Raw genomic sequence first — 26,806 nt, 5'->3', positions numbered from 1 at the left:
TTATGATAAAGGTGGGAAAACAATTGCCGCAACATGAAACACCCCTGTACAGCGGACTGAAAAAGCACGCGGACAGACAGCCTGTCCAATTCCACATTCCGGGCCATAAAAAAGGCGCGGGAATGGATCCGGAATTCAGACAATTTATCGGAGAAAACGCGTTAAGCATAGATTTAATTAATATTGAACCTTTGGATGATTTACATGCGCCAAAGGGCATCATTAAAGAAGCGCAGGACCTGGCCGCGGAAGCATTCGGCGCAGACCACACCTTCTTTTCCGTACAAGGGACGAGCGGCGCCATTATGACGATGGTCATGGCCGTATGCGGACCCGGAGATAAAATCATCATCCCGAGAAACGTTCATAAATCCATTATGACGGCCATTGTATTTTCCGGAGCGGTGCCGATTTTTATACACCCGGAAATTGACGATGAGCTCGGGATTTCTCACGGCATCACGCTTGAGTCTGCCGAGCGGGCTTTGACTGAGCACCCAGACGCAAAAGGTCTGCTTGTCATCAATCCGACGTATTTCGGTGTGGCGGCTGACCTGAGCAGCATCGTCAAGCTCGCGCATTCTTTCAATGTGCCTGTTCTTGTCGATGAAGCGCACGGCGTGCATATTCATTTTCATGATAAGCTTCCTTTGTCCGCCATGCAGGCGGGCGCTGATATGGCAGCCACAAGCGTGCACAAATTAGGCGGCTCTCTGACGCAGAGCTCCATTTTAAATGTGAGAGAAGGCCTTGTGTCCAAAGAAAGAGTCCAGTCGATTTTAAGCATGCTGACGACAACGTCAACATCCTATCTGCTTCTCGCTTCACTGGATGTCGCAAGAAAGCGGCTCGCTACAGAAGGCCGCGGCCTTCTTGAAGATACGATTCTGCTGGCGAATCAGACACGGGAACGCCTCAATCAAATTGAAGGCATTCGCTGTGTCGGCGAAGAAATCACAGGATCTAAAGCCGCCTTCAGTTATGATCCGACTAAATTAATCATTTCGGTCAAAAACCTCGGCTTGACCGGGCATGACATTGAAAAATGGCTGCGCGAATCATATAATATCGAAGTCGAGCTGTCCGATTTATATAACATATTATGTATTTTCACTCCCGGAGACAGAGCAGGAGATGCCGACCGCCTTGTAAACGCGCTTACAGACATTTCAAAGCAGGCTGCTGCCAATGAATATGCTCATCAGCAAACGGAAGTTCTGCTTCCTGAAATTCCTCTGTTAGCGATGACGCCAAGAGACGCGTTTTACGCAAATACGGAAGTCATTCCGTTAAAAGAATCCGCAGGACGGATCATTGCAGAGTTTGTTATGGTGTATCCGCCGGGAATTCCGATCTTTATTCCGGGCGAAATCATTACTGAAGAAAACATCAGCTACATTTTCAAAAACCTGGACGCCGGCCTTCCCGTGCAGGGTCCTGAAGACGCGACGCTTGAAATGATCAGAGTCATCAAAGAACAAAAAGCCATCCAATAAACATAAAGAAGCCCGAAACGAAATCGTTTCGGGCCTTTTTTACGCTTTTTACTCTTCTTCAAGATGACACCGGCATTGTCCGCAGCATGTTCCGTATAACGTCGTTACCTTCTCATCCTCAAAGTAATGAATCGCTTCGTTACAGTCTTGGCAAACAATCGTACCCATCTCTCATTCCCCATTTCTCAGAATTTGAAAACGCTTAATTCTTACTTGTTGTTATTATATTATTATGTCACATTTAATATGTCAACCGATAAATTGTATAACACATTTATTTTTTACGGTCTTTTTATAGCTCGAAGATCAATCACGGTATATCCTTTAGTACGCAATCCTTTTACAATGTCCGGCATGGCTTCGGCCGTCCACTTCCGGTCATGCATCAATATGTTGGCGCCGTCCCGCAAATAAGGGCTGCTCAGCGTGATATCGGTAAGCGCTTTTTTGGATTGATATTTCTGATCCCAATCGTAGCCGAAGGTCCAGTTCATTTTCACCATACCTTCTTGTTTTATAAGTTTGTCACTGTAGTCCGTATTGCTTCCGAAAGGCGCCCTGAAAAAAGCCGGTTTCTCCCCTGTTATCTTTTCAACAGCTTTATTGACGCCGATGATTTCTTCCCGTTGTTTTTGTTCGGAAAGGTCTTTTAAATTTTGATGAGTCATTGTATGATTTCCGATCATAAAGCCTAACTCATGAATATGCTGAAGCGCTTTCTTATTTTCATCTTTTTTTAAAAATTGGCCGTTCACAAAAAAGATCGCTGACGCATGGAGATCATGAAGTTTGTCCGCAATCTCAGCGGCATGCTGATCTGGTGCATCATCTATCGTTAACAATGCAATCGGTTTTTTGTCTTTCTGGTCATCCAGTTTTTCCGCGGCAAAGGTTTTCGGATTGATATAGTAACGGGGCTCTGCCTTCTGTTTTTTCTGTTTTTCCTCTTTTGTATGAGTGTTTTCCTGTTTAGCATGATTGACCGCAGCTTGAGAGTGGGGTTGTTTATTTGTTTGCGTTTTTTCAGTTGATTGGCAGCCGACAAGCAAGCACATCCATATGACGGCGGCAGCGGCTTTATACATGACAATCCCTCCTGATATGGTTTTGCCCACAGTATAACGAAAAAACAGCGCTCTCACGAAACATAATGTGCCTTTTTTACACATCGGCTTCACAAGTTGTCACACGTATTATTTCTTCATTAAAAACGGTTTCAATTATATAACAATTAAGTAACAAGCCTTAGGTTTTTCACCTCTCGTGATACACTTGATATAGTCCTTATAAATGGATGAACCAATATATTATATAAAACAGAGGAGTAAGATAGATGCGCTACCGTACGGTGATTCCCTTTTTTTTGATGCTGTTCGTTCTGTCAAGCTGTTCGGTTTCTACTGTCAGTCCATTCAAAAATAACCGGATCGACAGCATTCATCACACTCAAATCTTGTTTTTTTCCGATGAAAATCATATAGATAAAGAAGTGCCCTACTACGATGCGATTCTTGATTTAGAAAAGAAATATCCCCATCATGTTGATCAAATGAAAGTTTATGATAACAGAAAGGGCTGGGAAGAAGAAATCAACACATTCCCGGCACTGATGGTGGTCAATCACCGGCATGTCGTCATGAAGATTGAAGGCGCGGTAAAGAAAAAAGAGGATATTATCAAGCCTATGCAGCATGTGCTTGCACAATAAAAACAGCCCCCGCTTTTAAAAGCGGGGGCTGTTCATTTTCTTGCAATGATTATTTTACGATATGGATCGGGCTTCCGATTGCCACTTCGGCAGCTTCCATTGTGATTTCGCCCAATGTCGGGTGAGCGTGAATTGTCATTGCGATATCTTCAGCAGTCATTCCGCCTTCGATCGCCAGGCTCAATTCAGAAATCATGTCAGAAGCGCTAGCGCCGGCAATTTGCGCACCGATTACAAGACCGTCTTCTTTACGAGTGATCAGCTTCATGAAGCCGTCAGTTTCGTTAAGAGACAGCGCGCGTCCGTTTGCAGCAAACGGGAACTTAGCAGCAACGACTTCAATGTCTTCTTCTTTCGCCTGTGCTTCAGTGTAACCGACAGAAGCCAGTTCAGGCTCAGAGAATACAACCGCCGGAATACCGAGGTAATCGATTTCAGCAGGCTCTCCCGCAATAGCTTCCGCAGCGATTTTACCTTCGTAAGACGCTTTGTGAGCCAATGGAGGGCCGTCAATGATGTCACCGATTGCGTAAATGTTCGGTACGTTTGTGCGGCACTGCTTGTCTGTTTTAATGACACCACGGTCAGTCATTTCGATACCGACTTGCTCAAGGCCGAGCTCATCAGTGTTCGGACGGCGTCCGACAGTGATTAATACGTAATCAGCATCAACTGTTTTTTCTTCGCCTTTTACTTCGAACGTAACTGTTACGCCGTCAGGTCTTTCTTCAACGCCTTTAGCCATAGCGCTTGTATGGATTTCAACGTTGCCTTTTTTCTTCAGTCTGCGGGTAACGAGAGAACTCATTTGTTTTTCGAAGCCAGGAAGAATTTCATCTCCGCCTTCTAAAATCACCAATTCAGTTCCGAAGTTTGCATACGCTGTTCCAAGCTCAGTGCCGATATATCCGCCGCCGATAACAACGAGTTTTTTCGGAATTTCTTTAAGCGCCAGTGCGCCTGTAGAATTCAGAACACGTTCGCTATATTTGAAGTTTGGCAATTCGATAGGGCGAGAACCGGTAGCAATGATTGCGTTTTTAAATGTGTATGTTTGCGCAGAGTTCTCATCCATTACACGTACAGAGTTGCTGTCTACGAAATAAGCTTCCCCTTTTATAACGTCCACTTTATTTCCTTTTAAAAGACCTGCAACACCGCCGGTAAGCTTATTTACAACAGAAGCTTTCCATTCTTGGACTTTTGCAAAGTCAACTTTTACGTTCTCAGCAGTGATTCCCATGTCATCTGAGTGTTTTGCATTCTCGTAACGATGGCCTGCATTGATAAGCGCTTTTGAAGGAATACAGCCGACGTTCAGACAAACGCCTCCAAGAGTTGCTTTTTCAACGACTGTTACTTTTTGTCCAAGCTGAGCAGCGCGGATGGCAGCTACATAGCCGCCAGGTCCCGCACCAATCACAAGAGTATCTGTTTCAATAGGGAAATCTCCTACTACCATAACATTACGCCTCCATTAAAATAAGTTGTGGATCGTTCAGTAAACGCTTGATGTGGTTTAACGCATTTTGTGCAGTTGCTCCGTCAATCATACGGTGGTCAAAGCTGAGAGAAAGAGCTAAGACAGGAGCAGCTACAATTTCACCGTCGCGGACGATCGCCTTTTCAGCGATGCGGCCGATACCGAGAATCGCAACCTCTGGGTGGTTGATAACCGGTGTGAACCATTGGCCTCCGGCAGAACCGATATTTGTGATTGTGCAAGAAGCGCCTTTCATTTCCGCAGGTGCAAGCTTGCCTTCACGCGCTTTTGTAGCAAGGCTGTTAATTTCATCAGAGATTTCGAAAACGGCTTTACGGTCGGCATTTTTCACTACCGGCACAAGCAGGCCTTTTTCAGTATCCGCTGCAATTCCGATGTTGAAGTAATGTTTTTGGATCACTTCATCTGTTTTATCATCAATAGATGTATTTAAAACAGGGAATTTTTTCAGAGCGGATGTTAAGGCTTTTACGACGTAAGGCAGGTAAGTCAGCTTGATGCCTTGATCAGCAGCAACTTGTTTGAACTGTTTGCGGTGAGCAACAAGATTTGTTACGTCAACTTCATCCATAAGAGTTACGTGCGGTGCAGTATGCTTAGAGTTCACCATTGCTTTCGCGATCGCTTTACGGATACCGCTCATTTTTTCGCGTGTTTCAGGGAACTCGCCTTCAGGAGCCTGAGCCGCTGCAGGTTTAGCCGTTTCCTGAGGCGCCGCTGTTTCTTGCGGTGCCGCTTCTTGAGCTCCGCCGTTTACAAAGCTGTCGATATCTTCTTTTACAACACGTCCGTTATTTCCTGAACCTGTTACTTTACGGATATCCACGCCTTTTTCACGGGCATATTTGCGTACGGAAGGCATCGCGATTACGCGTTTGTTCGGATCAGCTTCCGCTTGGTCCTGCTGTCCTGCGCCTGTTTCTTTTGCAGGCTCTTTAGGAGTCTCTTCTTTAGAGATATCCTGCCCTGCTTCAGCAGACGACTGAACTTGAGCTTCAGTTTTCGCCTCTCCTGAATCATGGCTTCCTTTAAATTGAAGATCTTCGTAACCAGGTGCGTCAAACGTAATAATCGTTTGTCCAACAGTTGCAACTGTTCCCTCTTCAACTTTTAATTCTAATACTTTTCCTTTAACAGGTGAAGGAATTTCTACCACTGCTTTATCATTTTGCACTTCAGCCAGAACATCGTCTTCTTCTACCTCGTCGTTCGGCTTAACAAACCATTTTACGATTTCGCCTTCGTGGATACCTTCCCCGATATCCGGAAGTTTAAATTCAAATGCCACAGTTTTCGACCTCCTAGTTGATTAAGCAAATTTTAGTTATGCATTCGCAAGCATTGAACCTAGTAAACAGACTCCTTCATAATAAGAGAAAAGGACTCTCTTTACCGTCTTTTATGATGCCTGATTAAAATTCAAGAACTTTTTTCGCAGTTTCAAGAACGTCTTTATGGTTTGGAAGCCATACGCTCTCAGCAAGCGAGAAAGGAAATACTGTATCAGGCGCCGCAACACGCAGAACCGGAGCTTCCAAGCTCAGAATCGCGCGGTCATTGATTTCAGCTACAACGTTGGCAGCGATGCCGGCTTGTTTTTGAGCTTCTTGCACGACAATTGCGCGGCCTGTTTTTTCAACAGAAGCAATAATCGTATCAATATCAAGCGGACTTACAGTGCGAAGGTCGATAACTTCAGCAGAAACGCCTTCTTTTTCAAGCTCTTCAGCAGCCTTAAGCGACTCATGAACCATCGCGCCGTATGTGATGATAGAAAGGTCAGTACCTTCGCGTTTCACATCAGCTTTGCCAAGCTCGATTGTGTATTCCTCCTCTGGAACTTCCTGACGGAAAGAACGGTAAAGTTTCATATGCTCTAAGAAAACAACCGGATCATTGTCTCTGATAGAGGCAATCAGCAGTCCTTTTGCATCGTAAGGAGTGGATGGGATAACAACTTTAATACCCGGCTGCTGAGCGATAAGGCCTTCCAAACTGTCAGCGTGAAGTTCAGGTGTATGAACCCCTCCGCCGAATGGAGAACGGATTGTCACCGGAGAAGTCCAGCGTCCGCCGGAACGGTAGCGGAGACGAGCCATTTGTCCTGAGATTGAATCCATTACTTCATATACGAATCCGAAGAATTGGATTTCCATAACAGGACGGTAATCTTGCAGGCCTAAACCGAGAGCGAGACCGCCGATACCGGATTCAGCAAGCGGCGTGTCAAATACGCGGTCCTCACCGAATTCTTTTTGAAGGCCTTCAGTTGCACGGAATACGCCTCCGGCAACGCCTACATCTTCCCCGAAAAGCAGAACGTTTTCATTGTTTTTCAGTTCTGTGCGTAACGCATCAGTGATTGCTTGAATCATTGTCATTTGCGCCATGGCTTACTTCGACTCCTTCGCTTTGTAAATTTCAAGTTGTTCTTTCAAGTTGAACGTCGGCTCTTCAAACATATTCTCAATCAGCTCTGTTACTTTCGGTTTTGTTTCGCCGTCAGCCTTTTTGATAGCTTGTTTGATTTCTTCTTTGGCCTGTTCAATCACTTTGTTCTCTTCTTCTTCAGACCATAGTCCTTTGTTTTCCAAGAACTTGCGGAAACGGACGAGCGGGTCTTTTTGCTCCCATTCATTTTCTATTTCTTTCGTACGGTATTTAGTCGGATCGTCACCGGACATTGTATGAGGTCCGTAACGGAATGTAAGAGTTTCAATCAGAGTCGGACCTTCACCGTTAATTGCGCGCTGGCGTGCTTCTGCGGTTGCAGCATAAACGGCTAGTGCATCCATTCCGTCTACTTGAACACCTGCAATACCGACGGCAACTGCTTTTTGGGCAATTGTCTGTGCGGATGATTGCTTTTCTACAGGAGTTGAAATCGCATAGCGGTTATTCTGAACAACGAAGATCGCTGGCGCTTTAAATGCTCCGGCAAAGTTCATTCCTTCATAGAAGTCACCTTGAGAAGCTCCCCCGTCACCAGTGTAAGTAATAGCTACCGCTTTTTTACCGCGCTTTTTAAGACCTAAAGCTACACCTGCGGTTTGAATAATTTGAGCACCAATAATAATTTGAGGTGATAAAGCATTTACTCCCTCAGGCATCTGATTACCTTTAAAATGGCCTCTTGAGAACAGGAATGCCTGATGTAAAGGAAGACCGTGCCAAATCAGCTGAGGAACGTCACGATAACCCGGAAGGATAAAATCGTCCTGTTCAAGCGCGAAGTGAGATGCAATTTGAGAAGCTTCCTGGCCCGCTGTCGGTGCATAGAAACCTAAACGTCCTTGACGGGAAAGAGAAATTGAACGCTGGTCTAAAATGCGGATATACACCATTCTTCTCATTAATTCCTTTAACTGATCATCTGAAAGATCAGGCATTGCGTCTTTATTTACGACTTCACCTTCAGCATTTAAAATTTGGAACGTTTCAAACTGCTTATTAATAGCATCAAATTGTTTTTTGCTATCAACAATTGAAGTTTTTGTCTTTGCAGCCATTTTTTAAACCACCTCTTCTTTTGATTTAACAGGGTTAGGATACCGTTTAGCCATCCGTATTAAAAACAGTCTTATCATGCTCTGCAATTCTAAAATTAATCATTCAGAAATTCACATAGCGCTTAAGCAAAGATAATGACGTTTAAACTGTACTAATAAAAAAAGATTTTTTATTAGTACAATATGATCAACAACCATAGTTTACAGTAATTAAACAAAGCCGTCAATTGTTTATAACCTCATTTTGAAACCGCTTATAAAACTTAAGATCATATTGCGCCAAACTGTACTATAAAAGACTTTAAACTGTATTATAAAAATGCTCTACTGTACTATAATTTAAAAAAATTACAAAGAGTAAATTAAGTTATTTAACTTAGGGGCGGGCTTTGAAAAGATGCTCGGGATAAAAACGGGCAGTTAGCAATCGTCCCGCCTGCCGAACAGACGGGACGATGCTTTTGTCTAATTATTCAATACCCGCCCACACGATATTCAGCGGCGTCAGCACGGCATGAGGATGAAACTCGGAAACCGGAGTGAAAAATACATACGTAAAATCTTCGGCTGGATCAGAAAACATGCCGCACCAACCCATTCCAAGATGTGAGAAGGTGCCTTCTGTCATGAAATAATGGTCACCGGCCGGCCACAAATTAATGCCTAAACCAAAGCCGCCTTCCTCTCTGGGCGCTCCGAAGAAGTAAAAAGGAAGACCAGGCTTTATTTGATTTCTCAGCATCGCTTCGACTGTTTTTCTTCCAAGCAGCTTCTTATCTTTCAATCTGCCTTTATTTCTAAACATTTCAGCTAACTTCCAAATATCTCGCAACGAAGAGTACAGACCGCTTGTCGCTTTATTCGGAAAATACGGGTGATGACTTTTTTCCAGCTGTACGCACTCGTGCTCATTGATCACACAAACTTCTTCTTTTAAAGCATCAGGCACATAAAAATACGTTCTTTCTAATCCGAGCGCTTCAATAATATGCTTTGTTACATACTGTTCGTAGGATACGCCTGTTACTTTTGAAATAATGATGCCAAGTATAACAAAACCGGTTCTGGAATAGTTCCATGCTTCATCCACTCCGTACTCCAAAGGCGTACTGACGAGATAGTTTATCCATTCTTCCTCATTCGTTAAGTCAATGCCTTCAGCCTTTTGAATATCCAGCTCAAAACTTAATCCCGCCGTATGAGTCAAAAGGTGCAAAATTTTAATTTCTCCGAAACCCGGTTTATCAAACGCAGGCAAAATGAGCTTGACCGGCATTTTCAGATCGAGCAAACCTTTTTCGACGAGCTGCATGACGGCTACAGCGGTAAACACTTTTGTCAAAGAACCGATTTCTCTGATTGTATCAAGCTGAAATGTTTGCTTTTCGTTTTGTCCGCCGGTAAATTCCCCTAACGACTCAGCTGCAAAAACCTCACCTCCTCTTGACATCATATAACTCGCACATTGCAGAACTCCATTGTCTATCATCGTCTGATAATGGCTGTTAAGAGCGTTAATTTGTTTCATATCAAATGCCGGATTGCTTATTGTTTGTTTCATTGTTTTCTCCCCCTGTACTGTATGTATCGTTTTCATCCTTTACTTACCGATTTCTTGATGAATTCTGACACCGCTTTATTAAATTCTTCCGGATGTGTGATGTTCGGAAGATGCCCCGCTCCCTTAATTTTCTTTAATTCTGCATTGCTCAGCAGTTTCCGCAGCCTTTTTGTTTCTTTCTGATCAACTACGCTTTCCTTCTCACCTGTAAGGATAAGCGTTCTTGTATGAATGTCTTTTAAAAAGCCGATTGTAGAATAGCCTTCTTGTTGATGTATCTTCATAAAACGTTCAATAGAAGCATTTAAGAATTGATTACTGTATAAACTTTCATATTCATGCGACTTTCCTATAGCTATAAAATCATTTTTCAGTTTTTCCTCGACACTGCTTTCAGGGTCTTCTTCGTATTCGGTGTAACTTCCGGAAAGAATGAGTGTTTTTACTTTTTCGGGGTATTCATAGGCTATCCTCTGCCCTATCATGCCTCCCCAAGAAGCAGCCGCAATGTGGATCGGCCAAGCAACCCCTATCTCGTTCAGCACTTCGATAAAAGTCTGAGCCAGCCCGCTCAGTGTAAAATCGGCGCTCCCCTCACTCAGCCCGTAACCCGGTGTGTGTATGACAATTACATTAAATTGATCTGCCCACTCCTTCATTTGTTCTTTCCACATGTAAGCAGTGGTAGCGAAACCGCAAATCAGTAAAATTGTTTCGCCCTTACCGCTCATCAATATTTCCATATGCCGGGCATTTTCTGTGTTTGCCAGAAAATGAACGGTTTCCGTTTCTTCTGTCTGGTAAAAAGCGATGAGTTTTTTTGCGGCATCGCTTTGATCGTGCTGAAGGGCTCCTTTCTTCAGTCTGCTCCAATAATGCAAATAATCGTCGAGATGACGATTGGAGGCCGTGCCGAGTATTCGGAAAGGACTTTCAGCTTCTTCCGTAACGAACGACGAAGCATCAAAATCGGCTGCAAGCGCTGAATCTCTTACTAGAGGCGGTGCTGAACGGGCGGATAACGGCTTGAAATCGTTTTGTATTTTTTCTTTTTCCCCGTATAACACGATCAGCTGGTGGCCTTGGCCGAGAAGCGAGTGTTCAAATGCTTTGATTCCGGCAGTATTTTCTAATGGGTGAAGTCCGTACTCCATTTTCAAAATATCTTGAATACCGGGATCAACTGACATGCCTCCGTCTTTCCAGAAAGGCCAATTTACAGCGATAGTTTTTCCTGATCTTCCCCCCGCCTTTCTCATACATTCCCTCCACTCGGCAAAATGCTCCAGAAAACGATTGGCGTAGGCGTAATCGGCTTGACCCAGACTTCCGATTTCTGAGGAGATGGAAGAAAACAAAACAAAAAAGTCTAAAGGCATATCTCTGAGCGCTTCATCCAAATGAATCACACCATTGACCTTTGATTGCAGCACCGCTTGAGCTTCCGCTTCTGTTTTATTCATAATAAGGGAGTCTTTTAACACGCCTGCACTGTAAATGACCCCGTTGATTTCGGAATAATCAGCATGAATTTTTTCCGCTAACTTGATTACCTGCTGCTTATCTGACATGTCAGCCTGAATATAAGAAATGCTTGCCCCGTCATAGCGGATGCTGTCTAATTTTTCTTCCATGTCTGCTGTCATTTTCGATCGCCCGGCAATGATAACGCTGGCTCCGTGATTTGCATAAAGAAACGCTGAAATAATCCAGCCGATGCCGCTTAACCCTCCGATGATGAGATACACCCCGTTTTTTGCAAACTTTGCGGCCTTTTGTCCTGTTTGCAGCGAAGCGTCTTTATATGCTGTCACCCACCTTTTTTGATCGCCGTCATATTTCACAGCCTGATGATGTCCGGCACTTAATTCATTGAGAAGCAAAGGTGCTTTTTTAATGGTTTGTCTTGAAGAAATCTCAACCGTTTTACACTTTATATTCGGCTGCTCCGCATTCAGCGTTTTAAAAAAGCCTCCAATCGCGGCGTAAACCGGATTTGTATATTGACCCTTGTCATGTACGTACAGAATGTTGATGTTTTCTTTTACTTTTTGATGGATCAAAGCTTTGCTCAAATAAAGAATTGAATAAAAGCTGAGAGTCAGATCTAACGCTGCCTCAGTATAAGCTTTTTTTGACAGGTAATGAATGATTGACGCCGGAAACGCTCCGGACTTTTTCATATCTTCTAACAGTCTGGTGTAATGAGCAGACTGCTCCGGATTAAATTTATAATGCTTTTCATTTACCATTTCATATTCATCGGCGGCTTCCGCATAAATAACATTTTCACTGCCGATGTACTTTCGGATTTCATCACTCAATGAACTGTTGAAATCGAAAATCAATGTATTTTCCTTAGGTACTTCTCCGGACTTTAATGGCGATTCTATCCATTCTTTTTGTAAATACAAAGATTCAAGCATCGGCTTTTCAGACGGCTCTTTCGTTTGCGTTTTTTCTTTAAAAGCTGCGGCCGGCGTATTACGCACATCATATTTTTCTTCTAAATAAGCCGCTAAATCATGAATATTGTTATAATCAAAAAGCAATGTCGGATACAATTGTGTATCCAATCTTTCCTCGAGAATTTTCGATATATGCAGCAGCTGTTTTGAGTCAAGACCCATTTCGTAAAAAGATTGGTGTTTGTCCGCTTTATTTGGCGGTGTGTTTGTAACCTCTCCAATAATGGATGACAGCTCATCTGTTAATGTTTTATGACTGTCTTGGTGCTGAACTGTAACAGAGATAGAGTCTGTAATGTCGGCTCCGTATTTCTCCTGCAGATATTCCGTCAATTCACCGATTGTGGAGTAATCAAATAATAAAGTCGGGTACAGCTTTGTATCTAACATCAGTTCTATTTTTTTGGATAAGTCTAATAATTGTTTAGAATCCAAGCCCAACTCATAAAAGGAAATATCATTCTTCACTGTTTCAGCAGGTTTTTCAATCATGCCGGCTATCTCTTGGATCAAATTATTTCTGATCATTTCTTTATTGTTCGTTGCGCTGCCGACCTCTTTACCTTTTTGGGAATGCTCCAGCCTTTGTATTGATTTTTCATTTCTGACTCTTTTCACACCGAATCGCTCATAATAAAAAGCAAGCTCTCCATCAGGTCTGTATACTTCTATGTCCGCATATAAAATGTCTTTAGAAGGCGGCTGCGTTATACTGTTTTTATCAATATACACAAAACAAGACCCAGTTGTTTTATGCAGTGCCCGGAATGTCTCAATATATATAGGGATAAACGCATTTGTTCCTTCATCCGGCAAGTCTGATGTAAGGATTCCCAACAAGCTGAGAGACCCATCCAAAAATGCGGGATGCATGTAAAAGTCATCTGTATATTCTTTTGAAAGTCCGCTTAAACTGACCTCTCCCAGAATATAATTTTCACCTTCATATACCGTACCTTCCAATTTCATAAAATCTTTATGAATCAGGCCGCCCCTGCGCAAATTACGATAGGCGGCTTCAGCATCCGAAATCCGGACGGCCCCTTTCTTTAATGCTTCGATTGAAATTGTCTTTTCGTTTATCGCATTTTTTCTTATGATTTCCGCCTGCAAGTTGACTGACGCTTCACCTTCCGCCTTTTCAGCGACCCATTTCCTGCTTGTTGTTTCAACAAGCCAGCCGTTTTCTTGTTCCGTAAACTGGAAGGTGACTTTTTTAGCAAAATGGACTGACGTCGCAACAGGTTCACGGAATAAAACATGTTTGATTTCAAAACTTCGGGGTGATATCCCTTTCTCAGCTAAAAATCGTGTTATTAAATCCAGATACGTTACGCCGGGTATCGTACGCACTTGATGAAGGACATGGTCTGAAACAATATAATCGTCATGTTTGACTAATACGCTGAACCTCATGCAACTCGACAACCTTTCTTCTTTTACAAAGTAAAGAAACAGAGCAGGTGCTACTCTGTTTCATCAATAATTTCAAGAAGCCGTTTTTTATTCTGTTTGATTTGTTTTTTCCGATTTGAATCCGGCCAGTACTCTTTTCTGACAAACTCGGCAGGCGGCAGCGGAGTCCTGACGGAATGATATGAATCATCCAGGCCGCTTACCAAAAGGTGGGCGTTTGTTCCGCCAAAACCGAAAGCGCTGATGCCCGCCCACCGTTTTCCATCTTTCCAGCTTCTCAGCTCTGTATTCGGATAAAAAGGCGACTTTTCAAATTCAAAGCGGGGGTTTGGCGTTTCACAATTCAATGTAGGCGGAATTTCCTTATGCCATATTGATAAAATCACTTTAATGAAACTTGCCGCTCCGGCAGCGCTTAATAAGTGTCCGATATTGGTTTTTACACTTCCTACTCCGCAAAATTGCGTTTTGTTTGTGTCTCTTCGGAATACTTTTGTCAGAGCCTGTAGCTCAATCGGATCTCCAATCATCGTGCCTGTGCCGTGAGTTTCGACGTAGCTGACTGATCCGGGAGTGATATCGGCTTTTTCAAATGCATCTTGAATAACCTGCTCTTGAAGCTTAGGATTCGGGGTCGTAATTCCCATTGTCGCACCGTCGTTATTAATAGCTGATGCTTCAATGATACCGTATATCCGATCTCCGTCAGCTTTCGCTTTCTCCAGCGGTTTTAACAGAACAGCGCCAAAACCCTCTCCGGGTACAAAGCCGTTTGCCCTTTCATCAAAAGTAAAACACTGACCGTCCGGCGAAAGAGCTCCTCCTTCTGTTAACATCAGGTAAGGAATTTCATCCAAAAGCAGATCCGCCCCTCCTGCCAGCGCCATCTCTGAATCACCGTTTTTTATGCTTTGGCAGGCTAAATGAATGCTGACTAATGAAGAAGAACAAGCGGTATCAGAAACCATGCTTGGACCGTGAAAATTAAAGAAATGCGACACATGTGAAGCAATAAAGTTTTGACTAAGCCCGACGATGTGGCTGCTGCTTTCTTTCGGCAGTTTGTGACCGTAGCCGCCCATTCTGGAACCGACAAATACGCCGACTTTTTTTCCCGATAATTCCGTTTCTTCATAACCGGCATCCCGTACAGTCTGTACACTCGTTTCTAAGAAATGTCTTATCAGCGGGTCCGTTTGGATGGCTTTCTCCTCTTCCATGCGGAAATACTCCGGATCGAAGCTGCCGATTCCATTGATAAACCCTCCCCATTTGCTGATGCTTTTTCCCTTTTGCTGCACCGGAGAGTAATTTTCTTCTATATTCCACCGGGAATCAGGTACTTCTTTAATATGATTCTTCCCTTTTCTCAGATTGTCCCAAAATTCCTCTTTATCAGCCGCTCCAGGGAACTTACATCCGATTCCGATAACAGCTATCTTTGCAGAGGAAGCCGTCTGCGGTTCTGTATTTCGGCTCGTCACAGACTGCATTTCTTGCTGATTGCTGCTTTGAGAATCAGTCTGTTCGATTTGTTTTTTCAACGGCGGCGCCGTCTTACCGATATATTCCGCAAGACCATGAATCGTGTTGTGTTCAAGAAGCACAGTAGGGTCAATTTTTTTCTGAATCATTGCTTCTATTCGATGTATAATGCTGACAAGAAGTATAGAATCCACACCGTATTCCTGAAAATCCGTATTTGGGTTAAGCTTTTCAAGGGGAATGCTCAATTCCTCGGCAAATACGGCAGAAAGTTCACTGACAAGCCCTTCTGAACGATCAAAAGTGTCGGGAGTCTCCTGTCTTCGGACTGGCACCGAAGCTCCGCCGGTTTTATTGATGTTCAGGAGACTGTCTGCATGAAACACTGTTCCTTTTTTCACGATAGGAATGATATTGGCCGATTTTCTCTCCAGTGCATGATACAAAATCGCCAGTCCTTCCCGTGTGGAAAGAGAGTCCAATCCCAATTCATCATATAAAGGACTCGTCACAGTACCCATTCCGACTTCTTTCCAGCTCGGCCAATTGATGGACGTGAAATACGTTCTCCCCTTTTGAAAATGATAAGCCGCGAAATAGTCCATATATGCGTTTGCAGACGCGTAATCAGTCATTCCTTTCGACAGTTTGGGTGACTGTGCAGCAATTGATGAAAATAGAATAAAGAAATCCAGCGGCCTATTATTAAAAATCCGCTCCAAATTCTGAAGTCCAGTGACTTTCGGCCCGTACACCGTCTTAAATTCACTCATTCTTTTATGAATAAAGGCCGGATTTCCGCCGCTATGCAGTCCGGCACAGTGTATGACACCGCTTATATCTTTAAATTCAAGGCTTACTTGGTGAAAGAATGAACGCAGCTTCTCTTCATTTGTGAGAGAACCGCTGTAATACAGATAGTTGACACCTTTCTCTTCAAAACTTTGAAACAGTTTTATATTGCTGACTGTCTTTTCGTCCTGTCTGCCCTCTTTCAGCAAATGATCCCATTCACTTCGCAAAGGTAATGGACGCGTACCCGTCAGCACGAGTTTTTTCACTCCCCGTTTCACCAAATCTTCAGCTATTGCTCTGCCAATGCCCCCTGTCCCGCCGGTAATCACGATGGCTTTATCCGCAGGAAATGAAACAGGCCCGCCGTTATGGATTCTTTCTTCTTCAAAATACGGAACATATCTGACGCCGCTGCGGTAGCATACTTCATTCTCTGCGGTACATTGCGCCCTTTCATTCTCAAAGATTTGTTTCAGCTCATGCGTTTCTTTCATGCTGTCTATATCTATTGTTTTCACATGAACAAAGCCGTATTCCGCAGAAAGGGCTTTCAGAAAAGCCGCTGATTCTGCCCCCGTCAGCTTTGGTTTTTCCGCTTTAAATACCTGCAAGCCATTGGTGATTTGTAAAATGGATAATGGTGTTTCCTTTTTACTCCTCTTAATTATTTCTTGTATAAATAAGAATTTACCATATGGGATGCCGTTCTGATTTTCACTCTGGTTTCCGATATCTGAGAAATCAAATATATTTTCGACCTGCCGCTCACCGCCCGAGAAGATCTCACGAATAACGTCGTATGCGTGGTTTTCATCTAATAAAGAACACTCAAACATTTGATCAGAGTGTTTTATAAATGAAGAGTGATGTTTTATGACAATCAGATTCTCCTGATCTATATCCGAACAAATGGTGCGGGCAATTGATTCTGTGTCTTGATTTACAAATGCTACTGTCAGTCCGTACTCTTTTGTTTCGGATGGATTTACAAACGGATTCTCTCTCCATTTTTTTTGCAAGTGATGTTGAAAGGAATGTTGAGGGATCTCTGTCTTCTCAGTCCTGGACGGAACCCAATAACGTTCTTTCGCAAACGGATAAGTCGGAATTGAGATCCGATTACCCGGCTGCTGTAAATGTTGATGAACGGATTTCCAGTCGATATCCGCCCCCCAAACCCATAATTGAGCCAGCTTTTCCGCTTCACCGTTCTCAATAATGGTCTTTACAAACAATTCACCTGCTCTGCCTTCCGTTAACGCCTTCATTTTTTCAGCAAATGCATCTGCTGATTGCTGATTAACATATACGCCTGGAACTTGCTTGTCACCGCGGCAAAACTCAAATAATTTATCCTTAATTTCTTTAAGAGAGGTACCGGTAATCGCCGCTCTGGCCTCCATCGCTTCTCTGCCCGATTGTGTAGTGTATGCCAGATCCCGTAAAACGACGCTTTCCGATTGGCCGGCTTCCATCACTTCATTCGGGAACAGGTTTCTTATCGCTCCGGCATATTCCTTCAATAAGTATTCAGTAACTGCTTGAATGGAGGGGCAATCAGTTAATTCATACATCGTAAGTTCAATATGAAACATTTCGTTAATAAAATCCGCCATCCGGCTTAATTCCAAAGGCCCTACGCCAAATTCACTCAGGTGATCAGCAATATTAATTTCTTCCGGATGGATATGAAGCAATTCCGAAACAAACGGTTTGAGTACTTCATTCACCTTTTCTTTCATATCAGGCTGTTTATCCTTTACTTCAGGACTTAGTGAACGTTGAATAAAATCTCTCATGTTTTCGGCATACTCAAGAAGACGTTCATTGTCTCTAGCAGATAACAGGACAATACGCGGTTCATTCTCAACATGTTCTGTTGAGACGTTTGTTTCTTCATATTCTTCTATAATGATATGAACATTCGTTCCTCCCGCTCCGAATGAGCTGATCCCCGCTCTCCTCGGAACAGTTACTGTTTTTCCGTTTTCCTGCAGTTTCGGTTTCTTCCAGTCTTGCAATGACCGCTGTACATAAAAGGGAGATGCTTTAAAATCAATATTTGGATTCAACGTCTCCGCATGTATGGAAGGAAACAGTTTTTTCAGTTTCATTTGCAAAAGAACCTTTGTCAAACCGGCAATTCCCGCTGCGGCCTCAAGATGGCCGATATTTGATTTGACAGAACCGATGGAACAATATTGAGTGTGCTCCGTAAATTCCCGAAACGCTTTTGTTAATCCGGTGATCTCAATCGGGTCTCCCAGAGAAGTTCCCGTTCCGTGAGCTTCAATATAACTAATTGTACGAGGATCAATACAAGCTTTCTGAAGCGCGTCCTGTATCAGTTCAGACTGACCATTCGGATTAGGAACCGTAAAACCGTTTGTTCTCCCTCCGTGATTGACCGCTGTCGCTTTAATCAGCGCATAAATATGATCTCCGTCCCTTACCGCTTCCGCCGCCGGCTTTAAAAGTACGGATCCCACTCCTTCTCCCGGTACATAACCGTCACCGCCCTCGCCGAATGTACGGCATCGGCCATCACTTGCAAAGAAGCGGCTTTGATTTAATAATGTATATTTATTCGGATGAAGCGTAAGATTGACCCCGCCCGCAACAGCAAGTGTGCTTTCTCCTCTTCGTATACTTTCACAGGCTAAGTGAATGGCGTTAAGAGAGGAGGAACACATTGTATCAACCGCCATACTCGGCCCCTTAAAGTTAAAGAAATACGATATTCTGTTTGCTATTGCAGAAAATGGAGACCCGACGGCCAGTTCATTTCCTTTAAGTGATTCTTCAACGCCGAAAAATTGATAGCTTCCATATGTGACGCCTGCAAAAACTCCGACCTTTTTGCGGGTCAGATCTGAAGGTTTATAACCCGCATCCTCTATGGTATTGTACACTGTCTCTAAAAAGAGGCGTTCCTGAGGATCTAGAAAAGCCGCTTCTTTCGGTGATATCCGGAAAAATAAAGGATCAAACCGGTCTGGATTTTTCAGAAAACCTCCCCACTTATAGCAGCTTCCCTCCAGCATTTCCTTCCGGTCATCGGGAATTTCGCTTACGCAATCCTGTCCATTCATCAGCACATTTTGGAACTCCCTGATGTTTTCCGCACCCGGGTATCTGCCGCTGACACCGATAATGGCTATATCAGCAGAAAGGGGATCGGCCGCAATGTGCTCTTTTGAATCTTCTTCTTCAGAGCGTACCGGCGCTTTTGTTTCCAATGGTTTTCTTTTTTGCTTTTTTTGATACGACACAAGTTCAGATGTGCCGGCCGGGTTCAGCAGTTTCATCATTCGTTCGCTGTGATGACTCAGGAAATATTCGGCTAACTGCGATATTGAATGATATTCAAAAAACAATGTTTTCGACAATCTGCCGATACTTTGCTCCAGCTTTTTGGTCAGACGCATGATCATCACTGAATCAATGCCGTATTTCTCCAGATATTGTTTTTCATCTATGAGTGAGGCAGGTAATTTCAACTCTTCGGACATTATATTTTTCAGATAACTGATTATATTTTGTCTTAATTCATCGTTTTTCAAATCAGCATCTTCCTGCTGCTCTGAATGAAAGTTGATTGTGCCGGCACGCATCAGCACATCTTCAATCTTTTCTTTTCGGCCTTTCAGGGCAATCAGCTGTTCAGATGATTGACACAAGCTGTTCTCCAGAGCCTGTATTCCGTCACTGTCATCTAACGGGTCAAGACCGAGTTCCTGTTTCATGTAGGATATTCCTTCATCGTCAATATTCATCCCGCCGGAAGTCCATAGCGGCCAATTGACTGACACTACCCTTCCGGCAGACTCTTTTGCAGTCATAACTGCTGCATACTGATCCAAACAGGCATTGGCGAAAGCATAGTCACATTGGCCGGCTGAGCCGAAGACTGCCGATGTGGATGAAAACAAGACAAGTAATTCAACTTTCATTTTTTTGATTTCTTCCGCCAGCCACAACGTGCCATACACTTTCGAGCCTGTGACTTGATCCATTTCTTCTTTTGTCTTTCTTAAGATAAAAGAGTCACGGAGTACGCCGGCACTGTGAAATACTCCATGTAAGGTGCCGAACTGCTCTTTTGCAAAAGCAAACATCCGTTCAGCATCACTTTGTTTTGAAACATCAGATCGGATATATACAACTGTTGAACCTGAACTTCTTAAATATTCGATCTTTTTCTCCTGCTCTTCAGTTAAATCAGAGCGCCCCGTCAATATGAGGTTCGCTTTCCATTTTTCCGACAGATGTTTTGCCAATATATAACCGAGACCGCCCAGGCCTCCTGTAATCAGATAATTCCCATGATGTTTCAGCGGCTGGGTTAAATCGAATGAGCCGGCTTTATTATAGCTTTTCGTAAAACGTCTGCCGTTTTCATAGCGCACTTCAAAATGGATATCCCGTTTTTCGTCACACTCTCTCTGATATATATCCGCTATTGCTGGAAGAGCGGCTCCCGTACCCTCTGATTGCGTGATATTGATAATCTGATAGTGAAAATTGGGGTGTTCCTGGTGAACGGTTTTCACCAATCCGCCGAGAGCATGATGCAGCGGCAGTTGTTCTTTATTCTCAGTTTGAAAAATATGCGTCAGTTTTATTATCTTTTTCCATTTCAGTTCAATCAGCGCCTGTGTAATATACAGAAGAGAAAACAATCCGTTTTCCAATTGTTTCTGTATACCTCCCTTACTCATGTCAGCCTGAGAATCAGACCACAAGTGAAGAATCTTTTCGGGCAGCTGATAATGATCATAAATGTACCGGAACAGCTTTAGATAATCGTCTTTTTTCACGTGATTCATACAAATCGTATCATCATGCAAAACAGCAAATTCTTTTCCGCGGATAACAAACAAGAGAGTACAGTCCTTAAACAAACCGCTCAATTCTTGTATTTGCCGTTCATTTTCTGCAAAAATCAGGAGCAATCCCGTCAAGGGTACGCTCTTCTTATTCGGAATGAACGATTCTGTCCATTCCGGCTTGTAATAAAAAAGCGGATGGTTCGATGCCCGTGATTTTTGATTCTGAATGGATGTCACACGGGCATAGCCTTCGTCAGCCGATATCTGTCCTGATTGAATCAGATCAAGAATATCGCTGATTTGTTCACGTTTTCCGTTCATCATTCTTCCCCCATTAATTGTTTCAATACAGCCTTCTGATCAATATCATTGGTTTCCAATTGACGCAGGAGACGAATGAGTTCGTCGTCCGTCTGAACAGTGCCTTTTTTATGACCATATCTGAATCTCACATCTCTGCACTCTGCCAGAATGCTTCCGTTTTCATCTGTAAATGTCATATGACACGTTACATCACGGCTGTTCTGCCGGTTCTCTTTTTGAGTATAGACATAAAAATTTTGAGCGAGAGGCTGATAGACATCCGCTGCTCCCATTCCGATCAATTCCGGAAAGGTTTCTCCGCTGACAAAAAACGCACTGGCTTCAATCGCGGACTCAAGCGCTTCGGGAGAGATCGTAAAATTCTCTCTTTTTGCATAAAGCTCATCCGGCAATGAATGAAACGACAGCATTCCGTCACTGTTTTTCGCTGATTCAATGACAAAAGGCGATTCAGCAGGATGTTCAGTCATTTCTGATTTGACTTCAGCAATATCAAGCGCTTCAGGAAGCATACCGCTTTCAGGCTTAACAATATGCGCATTTCCCCTGGCAAGACGTACTTTATTCTCATTTTTTGTGTTTGCATATATGTCAAACCGCGCAAAGTCGCGCTCAGGCGTCAGCGTAATCATCAGTTCCCGTATATCAGTCATTCCGTTCATGCTTTCGGTCCACAATAAATCAGTTAATGTATGAACTGGTTGTCCAAATGCCTCCGCTGCATTGACGATAGCCATTTCAGCCAAAGATGCATAAGGGAAAAACGACACGTTTCCTTCAGACAGACTTAGTGCGAACGGATGATTACGGCTGATTTTTTTCGTGAAACTGAACTGATTAAAATCGGACGTGTTACTCCCCAAGAAAGGGTGAGTCGGCTTACTCACATCTGTTGAAACAAGCGTTTCCCCTTTTTCCGCTATCCAATACCGCTGTTTGATCAGCGGTTGTCCCGGAATAGAAATCCTGCGAGCATTCCAATTCACCTCAAAAGTCTCCCAATCTATCTTTCTTCCATTTACCCATTTGGATGCTGCTTCGGCGTAATCTGAACAAACGTGAGGCATTTCATTGTGAACTTCTGATTCGAATGTATTACCGGTATAGCTCAAGCTGCTTTTTTCTCCCCTGATATAAGCTGAGAGCTCTTCAGCAATGACCTGCCCGGAATCTGCCACTATCGCCAGCCGTTCTTCCATATGATCGCGTCCCGTCTGAAGTGTATAGGCAATATCCTGAAGACGCAGTTTATGATTGTTATCCTTCGATTCATTTTCTGATAGAAAATCAGCCATAACCTTCGCATATTTTATCAGCCGTTGTTTGTCTTGAGCCGATAAAACAAAGATCACTCGGCCGCTTTGATGATCAAAAGCTTTTGGCGGCTCATAAGCTTCCAATATAAGATGCGCGTTTGTCCCTCCTGCCCCAAAAGCGCTTACCCCGGCTCTCAAAGGATGAACAGCATTGCTGTTTTGCGGATAATTCCATTCAGCCGCTTTCCGCTGCACTTGAAAAGGAACCTGATCAAAATCTATAAACGGATTAACAATATCGGAATGCAGAGAAGGAACAAGCTGCTTATTCTTCATTTGGAGAAGCACTTTCGTTACTGCAGCGATTCCTGCCGCAGATTCTAAATGTCCGATATTTGATTTCACCGAACCGATGGCGCAAGGATGATTCAGTTGATAGGAATCTTTCAGTCCTTGAATTTCAATCGGATCGCCTAATGACGTACCCGTTCCATGCGCTTCAATATAATTGACGGTATTCGGATCAATGTCAGCTTTACGAAGCGCTTCTGAAATGACCTCCGCCTGCGCATCCGGATTCGGTATGGAATACCCGCTCGTCTTTCCTCCGTGATTAACGGCGCTTCCCTTAATCACACCGTATATTTGATCTTGATCTTCTATTGCTTTTTTCAATGGTTTTAACAATACGGCTCCGACTCCCTCACCGGGAACATAACCGCTTCCGTCTTTTCCAAAACTCCGGCATCTGCCGTCACTTGATAGAAACTGTCCCATGCTGAGGAACTTATATTTATTCGGATGTATTGACAAATTCACTCCGCCGGCTAATGCCATATCGCTCTCTCCGCAATGTATGCTTTGGCATGCGTAATGAATAGAGGTCAGTGATGAAGAGCACATTGTATCCAGAGCCAAACTCGGACCTTTTAAATGAAAATAATAAGACACCCGATTGGCAATTGAAGAATAGACGGATGCCGGCGAGAAAGCCACTCCATTTTCTTCTCCTTCAAATAGTTGATATTGGCCCCACATTGCACCGACAAATACACCGACTTTCATCTTTTCCAGCATGTTTCTCGGGTATCCTGAGTCTTCAAAACAATTTTTGGCCGTTTCTAAAAAGAGCCTTTCCTGGGGATCCATAAGTTCTGCTTCCCTTGGGGAAATATGAAAGAAAAGCGGATCAAATTGATCGGCTCCGCTGATAAAACCTCCCCACTTGCTGTAAGACTTCCCTTTCATATCTCTGTCTTCGCTGAAGAAATCATCCATATTCCAGCGGTCAGGCGGGATTTCTGTAATACAATCTTTTCCGCTCTTTAAATTCTCCCAAAATTCAGGTAAGTCTTCAGCCATCGGATACTTCCCGCTTAATCCGATAATGGCAATGTCCTCATGCCTTGTATCAGCTGTTTCATTTATTTGGATCTCACGGTTTTCATCCTCCATGAAGGTATCTTGAAGTGCAGATTTCAGTTTTTCTTTGTCACCTTCAAACACTATCAGCTGTGATGCGTTCAGAGAGAGTGAATCTTGAAAAGCTTTGATCCCATTGGTTTTACTAAGAGGAACCATACCGATTTTTTGTTTCATCCATTTTTCAGTTTGTTTATCCACTTTCATGCCGCCGTCTTCCCATAGCGGCCAGCCGATGGCTACTGAGACGCCGGAGCGTTCTTTTTTCCGCCTCATTCCTTCACGCCACTCAGCAAAAAGATCGATGAACCGGTTGGCCAATGCGTAATCCGTCTGTCCGATATTCCCGTACATCGAGCTGCTTGATGAAAACATCACAAAGAAGTCCAAAGGTTCGGTTTGCAGCAAGCTGTCCAATAAGACCGTCCCATTTATTTTCGGAGCGATCACTTCCTTGATTTCATCTTTTGATTTTTGAATCAATAAAGCGTCGTGCGTCACACCGGCACTGTGTATCACACCGTTGATTTCTCCGAATTGCCTTTTAATGGTTTTTATGATTCGCTCTGCATCGCGGCTATCTGAAAAATCACCTCTTATATATTGAACCGAAGAACCGCCTGCTTTCATTCGACTGATTTTGTTCTTTTTGTCTTCCGTAAGTTCAGAACGGCCCGCTAAAATAATATTGGCTTTTGTTTGGGCTGCGATATGTTCTGCAAATATAAGGCCTAAGCCGCCGGACCCTCCTGTAATCATGTATACTCCGTTTTCTCTAAAGGAGAAACCTGAGTTTTGAGCCGGTTCCGCTTCCCGTAAGGCACGGACCCAGCGCACATTTCCTTCATAATAAAGATCGGTTTCTCCCGGATGCGCTTCAGTTGATTCGCATCTGATGATTTCAGCTGTGAGATCCGGCAACGATGACTTGTCTGAAACTGATATCCCGATTGTCTTAAGGGCCAGTTTCGGGTTCTCAAGCAAAATAGACTGCCCTGCACCATGGACTGAAGCGTAAAGCGGCTGATCATTTTTATGGTCCGCCGGATAAAGGAAAAGCGATACAACCTTTTTTTCCGCCTTGCTGCGCATCAATGCCCGGCTGAAAAAGAATAGCGGGTAAGCCCCTTTAGAAAGCTGTTCATTTATTTTTTCCGGGCCGGCAAATGCCCCTTCCGGCCACCCGTAAACCACGGTGTCGGGCATTTGCCCCCTTTTTTTCAGATCAGCTGCAAGCCTGTCAAAGTGAGCTTCCTCCCTGTGATCTATCTCATAAACACCGTCTCCGTGATAGGAGAAACGATTCCCTGATAAAACGAGAATGATCTGTGTATTTCCGAATCCATTTTCAGCATTTTCCCGCATAAAATGAAAAAGCTCTCTGTCATATTGAAACAGCAGGTATATTCTATTCTTTTTATTTCCGCAATTTGGGTCCCAAGCGGCAGCCTTTTGTCTCCAATGCGGCGTTAAATAGGTCAGAGCCGTATGATTCTCTCCATGATGAAGAGGGAGGTCTTTTTCAACGGAAGTTTTTTCGCCGCTCTCTGCAAAATAGTTTGCAAGTTTTTGAATCGTCGGATACTCAAACAATAAAGTAGGGTACAGTTCCCTGCCTGTTTTCTCTTCCAATGCCTTTACGGCTTGCATAAGTGTTACGGAATCGAGGCCTTGTTCATAAAAACCTTTTACCACAGAGAGTGTTTCAGGGGCAGTCCCTTTGATATCTGCGATCAGCAGCTGAATGTCTCCTTCTGTTATAAGAGCGGAAAGATTTTCGTTCTTACTTTCTTTCATGTCAGGCTTTTCAGCCGGTTGATTTTGCGTTAAGAAATAATCGGACATTTTTTGATTTTCTTTAATATATGCGGCGAGTTCCCGGATCGTTTTCTGCTCAAACAGGAGTGTAGGATACAGCTGTTCCCCTGTTTTGTTTTCAAGTTCTTTGACAATGGCAAGCAAAGAAGCTGAATCCAGGCCCTGTTCATAAAAACCAATGTCTGTCCTTATGTCACGCAGATCTATATTTGAAACCCCGGATATTAATTCTTTAAGGTGTGTCTCGATATTTTCGCTTCGATTTATGATTGAATCTTTTCTGACCAGGCTGTCTTTTGGCTGAGAAGCCGCTTCAGTTTCCAAACGAGTCTGCTTCAGGTTTTCAATTAAATCTTTTGAGCGAATATGTTTCACAGACAGCCGCGTAAAATAAGCGATCATCTCCCCGTGTGCATCGTACAAACCGTAACTTACTTGGATGACATCCCCTGAATCATGATTTTGGTCTTGCTTCTCTATGTACACATAACACCTGTCTTCCAGGCGCTTCGTCATACGGAAAGATTCAATATGAATGGGAATATACGTTTTCATCCGGCTTGCCGGAGATCCTTGTGTAAAATATTCGGGACATGCCTGATAAAGGATCGATATGATGGTAGACGCATCAAGAAAAGTGGGATGCAATTGAAAATAGCCGGTATATTGATTTGCAATTTGGCTGAGCGTCAACTCTGCAAGTACAGAATGGTCAGACGCATAAACCTTCCCCAGACTCTTCATAAATTCAAAATGCTCTATATCAACCTTTTTTAAATAGTCATAACATATCTCCATATCAGCTTCACGGACGGAGGCATGTTTGATTTCATGGATATGAATTGAACTCATGCTTTCCGGGATTTTCGGCATGAGCCTGCAGTTCATATTCTCATCCCAGCTTTCATCCAGAATGCGGTCATCTTTTACCTTTCTGCTCTTCGCCTGAATTTCCCATCCCTGTTCCAATCCCTGAAAACGGATGCGGATTTCTCTGTCAAAGGTATCCGATGTTGCTACAGGTTCCAAATACAAAATATTCTGACACTCGAGTTCTTCAATAGGCAAACCTTTGCTCAGCGCCATACGGTATATCATATCTAAAAATGTGACACCGGGTATAATCCGGGTGCCATGCACCCGGTGATCCCTGACAATATAGTCCGTATGTTTAATTGTTAATGTGAACTGATAGTTTTGATTACTGGCCAC

At 43.4% G+C, this 26,806-nt stretch carries 12 protein-coding genes; 2 read left to right on the top strand and 10 right to left on the bottom strand.

Annotated features, from left to right (window positions below):
* The first annotated feature begins 23 nt into the window (after positions 1–23).
* Positions 24–1,496: an aminotransferase class I/II-fold pyridoxal phosphate-dependent enzyme gene (locus ABDB98_RS07555; protein ID WP_045926937.1), complete on the top strand. Its 1,473-nt coding sequence runs from the start codon at positions 24–26 to the stop codon at positions 1,494–1,496.
* Between the two features lie 48 nt (positions 1,497–1,544).
* On the opposite strand, the gene ABDB98_RS07550 is transcribed toward ABDB98_RS07555, so the two are convergent.
* Both ABDB98_RS07550 and ABDB98_RS07545 read right to left on the bottom strand, forming a co-directional pair.
* A complete protein-coding gene (locus tag ABDB98_RS07550) occupies positions 1,545–1,664 on the bottom strand; it encodes a GapA-binding peptide SR1P (RefSeq protein ID WP_076982563.1) in 120 nt (39 codons plus the stop codon).
* A gap of 113 nt (positions 1,665–1,777) precedes the next feature.
* Positions 1,778–2,581, bottom strand: a complete 804-nt coding sequence (locus ABDB98_RS07545; RefSeq protein ID WP_438421847.1) for a polysaccharide deacetylase family protein — start codon at positions 2,579–2,581, stop codon at positions 1,778–1,780.
* 248 nt (positions 2,582–2,829) lie between these two features.
* On the opposite strand from ABDB98_RS07545, the gene ABDB98_RS07540 reads away from it, so the two are divergent.
* Entirely contained in the window at positions 2,830–3,204 is a 375-nt protein-coding gene (locus tag ABDB98_RS07540; RefSeq protein ID WP_016936259.1) for a hypothetical protein, read from the top strand.
* Positions 3,205–3,253: 49 nt separating this feature from the next.
* On the opposite strand, the gene lpdA is transcribed toward ABDB98_RS07540, so the two are convergent.
* From lpdA to ABDB98_RS07500, 8 genes are all read right to left on the bottom strand, one after another.
* Complete coding sequence (gene lpdA / locus ABDB98_RS07535) at positions 3,254–4,666, bottom strand: dihydrolipoyl dehydrogenase (protein ID WP_438421845.1); 1,413 nt, start codon at positions 4,664–4,666, stop codon at positions 3,254–3,256.
* Positions 4,667–4,670: 4 nt separating this feature from the next.
* Positions 4,671–5,996, bottom strand: coding sequence for a pyruvate dehydrogenase complex dihydrolipoyllysine-residue acetyltransferase (gene pdhC / locus ABDB98_RS07530; protein ID WP_438421843.1), 1,326 nt, complete (start codon positions 5,994–5,996; stop codon positions 4,671–4,673).
* A gap of 124 nt (positions 5,997–6,120) precedes the next feature.
* Positions 6,121–7,098: a pyruvate dehydrogenase complex E1 component subunit beta gene (gene pdhB, locus ABDB98_RS07525; RefSeq protein ID WP_003154528.1), complete on the bottom strand. Its 978-nt coding sequence runs from the start codon at positions 7,096–7,098 to the stop codon at positions 6,121–6,123.
* 3 nt (positions 7,099–7,101) lie between these two features.
* Complete coding sequence (pdhA, locus tag ABDB98_RS07520; protein WP_438421841.1) at positions 7,102–8,217, bottom strand: pyruvate dehydrogenase (acetyl-transferring) E1 component subunit alpha; 1,116 nt, start codon at positions 8,215–8,217, stop codon at positions 7,102–7,104.
* 469 nt (positions 8,218–8,686) lie between these two features.
* A complete protein-coding gene (locus tag ABDB98_RS07515; protein WP_438421840.1) occupies positions 8,687–9,778 on the bottom strand; it encodes a serine hydrolase domain-containing protein in 1,092 nt (363 codons plus the stop codon).
* Positions 9,779–9,810: 32 nt separating this feature from the next.
* Entirely contained in the window at positions 9,811–13,662 is a 3,852-nt protein-coding gene (locus tag ABDB98_RS07510; protein WP_438421839.1) for an alpha/beta fold hydrolase, read from the bottom strand.
* Between the two features lie 50 nt (positions 13,663–13,712).
* Positions 13,713–21,095, bottom strand: coding sequence for an SDR family NAD(P)-dependent oxidoreductase (locus tag ABDB98_RS07505; protein WP_438421838.1), 7,383 nt, complete (start codon positions 21,093–21,095; stop codon positions 13,713–13,715).
* Positions 21,095–26,806: an SDR family NAD(P)-dependent oxidoreductase gene (locus tag ABDB98_RS07500; RefSeq protein WP_438421837.1), complete on the bottom strand. Its 5,712-nt coding sequence runs from the start codon at positions 26,804–26,806 to the stop codon at positions 21,095–21,097. Before ABDB98_RS07500 ends, ABDB98_RS07505 begins: the two co-directional genes overlap by 1 nt.

Source organism: Bacillus siamensis (genome assembly GCF_051628075.1).
Classification (GTDB): Bacteria; Bacillota; Bacilli; order Bacillales; family Bacillaceae; genus Bacillus; species Bacillus siamensis.
This window is presented reverse-complemented; position numbering and strand designations above follow the sequence as displayed.

What these genes read in the sequence shown, in the direction of transcription:
- ABDB98_RS07540 (WP_016936259.1), top strand. Translation starts at nt 2,830, where the DNA reads ATGCGCTACCGTACGGTGATTCCCTTTTTTTTGATGCTGTTCGTTCTG.
- ABDB98_RS07515 (WP_438421840.1), bottom strand. Translation starts at nt 9,778, where the DNA reads ATGAAACAAACAATAAGCAATCCGGCATTTGATATGAAACAAATTAAC.
- pdhB (WP_003154528.1), bottom strand. Translation starts at nt 7,098, where the DNA reads ATGGCGCAAATGACAATGATTCAAGCAATCACTGATGCGTTACGCACA.
- ABDB98_RS07545 (WP_438421847.1), bottom strand. Translation starts at nt 2,581, where the DNA reads ATGTATAAAGCCGCTGCCGCCGTCATATGGATGTGCTTGCTTGTCGGC.
- lpdA (WP_438421845.1), bottom strand. Translation starts at nt 4,666, where the DNA reads ATGGTAGTAGGAGATTTCCCTATTGAAACAGATACTCTTGTGATTGGT.
- pdhA (WP_438421841.1), bottom strand. Translation starts at nt 8,217, where the DNA reads ATGGCTGCAAAGACAAAAACTTCAATTGTTGATAGCAAAAAACAATTT.
- ABDB98_RS07550 (WP_076982563.1), bottom strand. Translation starts at nt 1,664, where the DNA reads ATGGGTACGATTGTTTGCCAAGACTGTAACGAAGCGATTCATTACTTT.
- ABDB98_RS07505 (WP_438421838.1), bottom strand. Translation starts at nt 21,095, where the DNA reads ATGAACGGAAAACGTGAACAAATCAGCGATATTCTTGATCTGATTCAA.
- ABDB98_RS07510 (WP_438421839.1), bottom strand. Translation starts at nt 13,662, where the DNA reads ATGAGGTTCAGCGTATTAGTCAAACATGACGATTATATTGTTTCAGAC.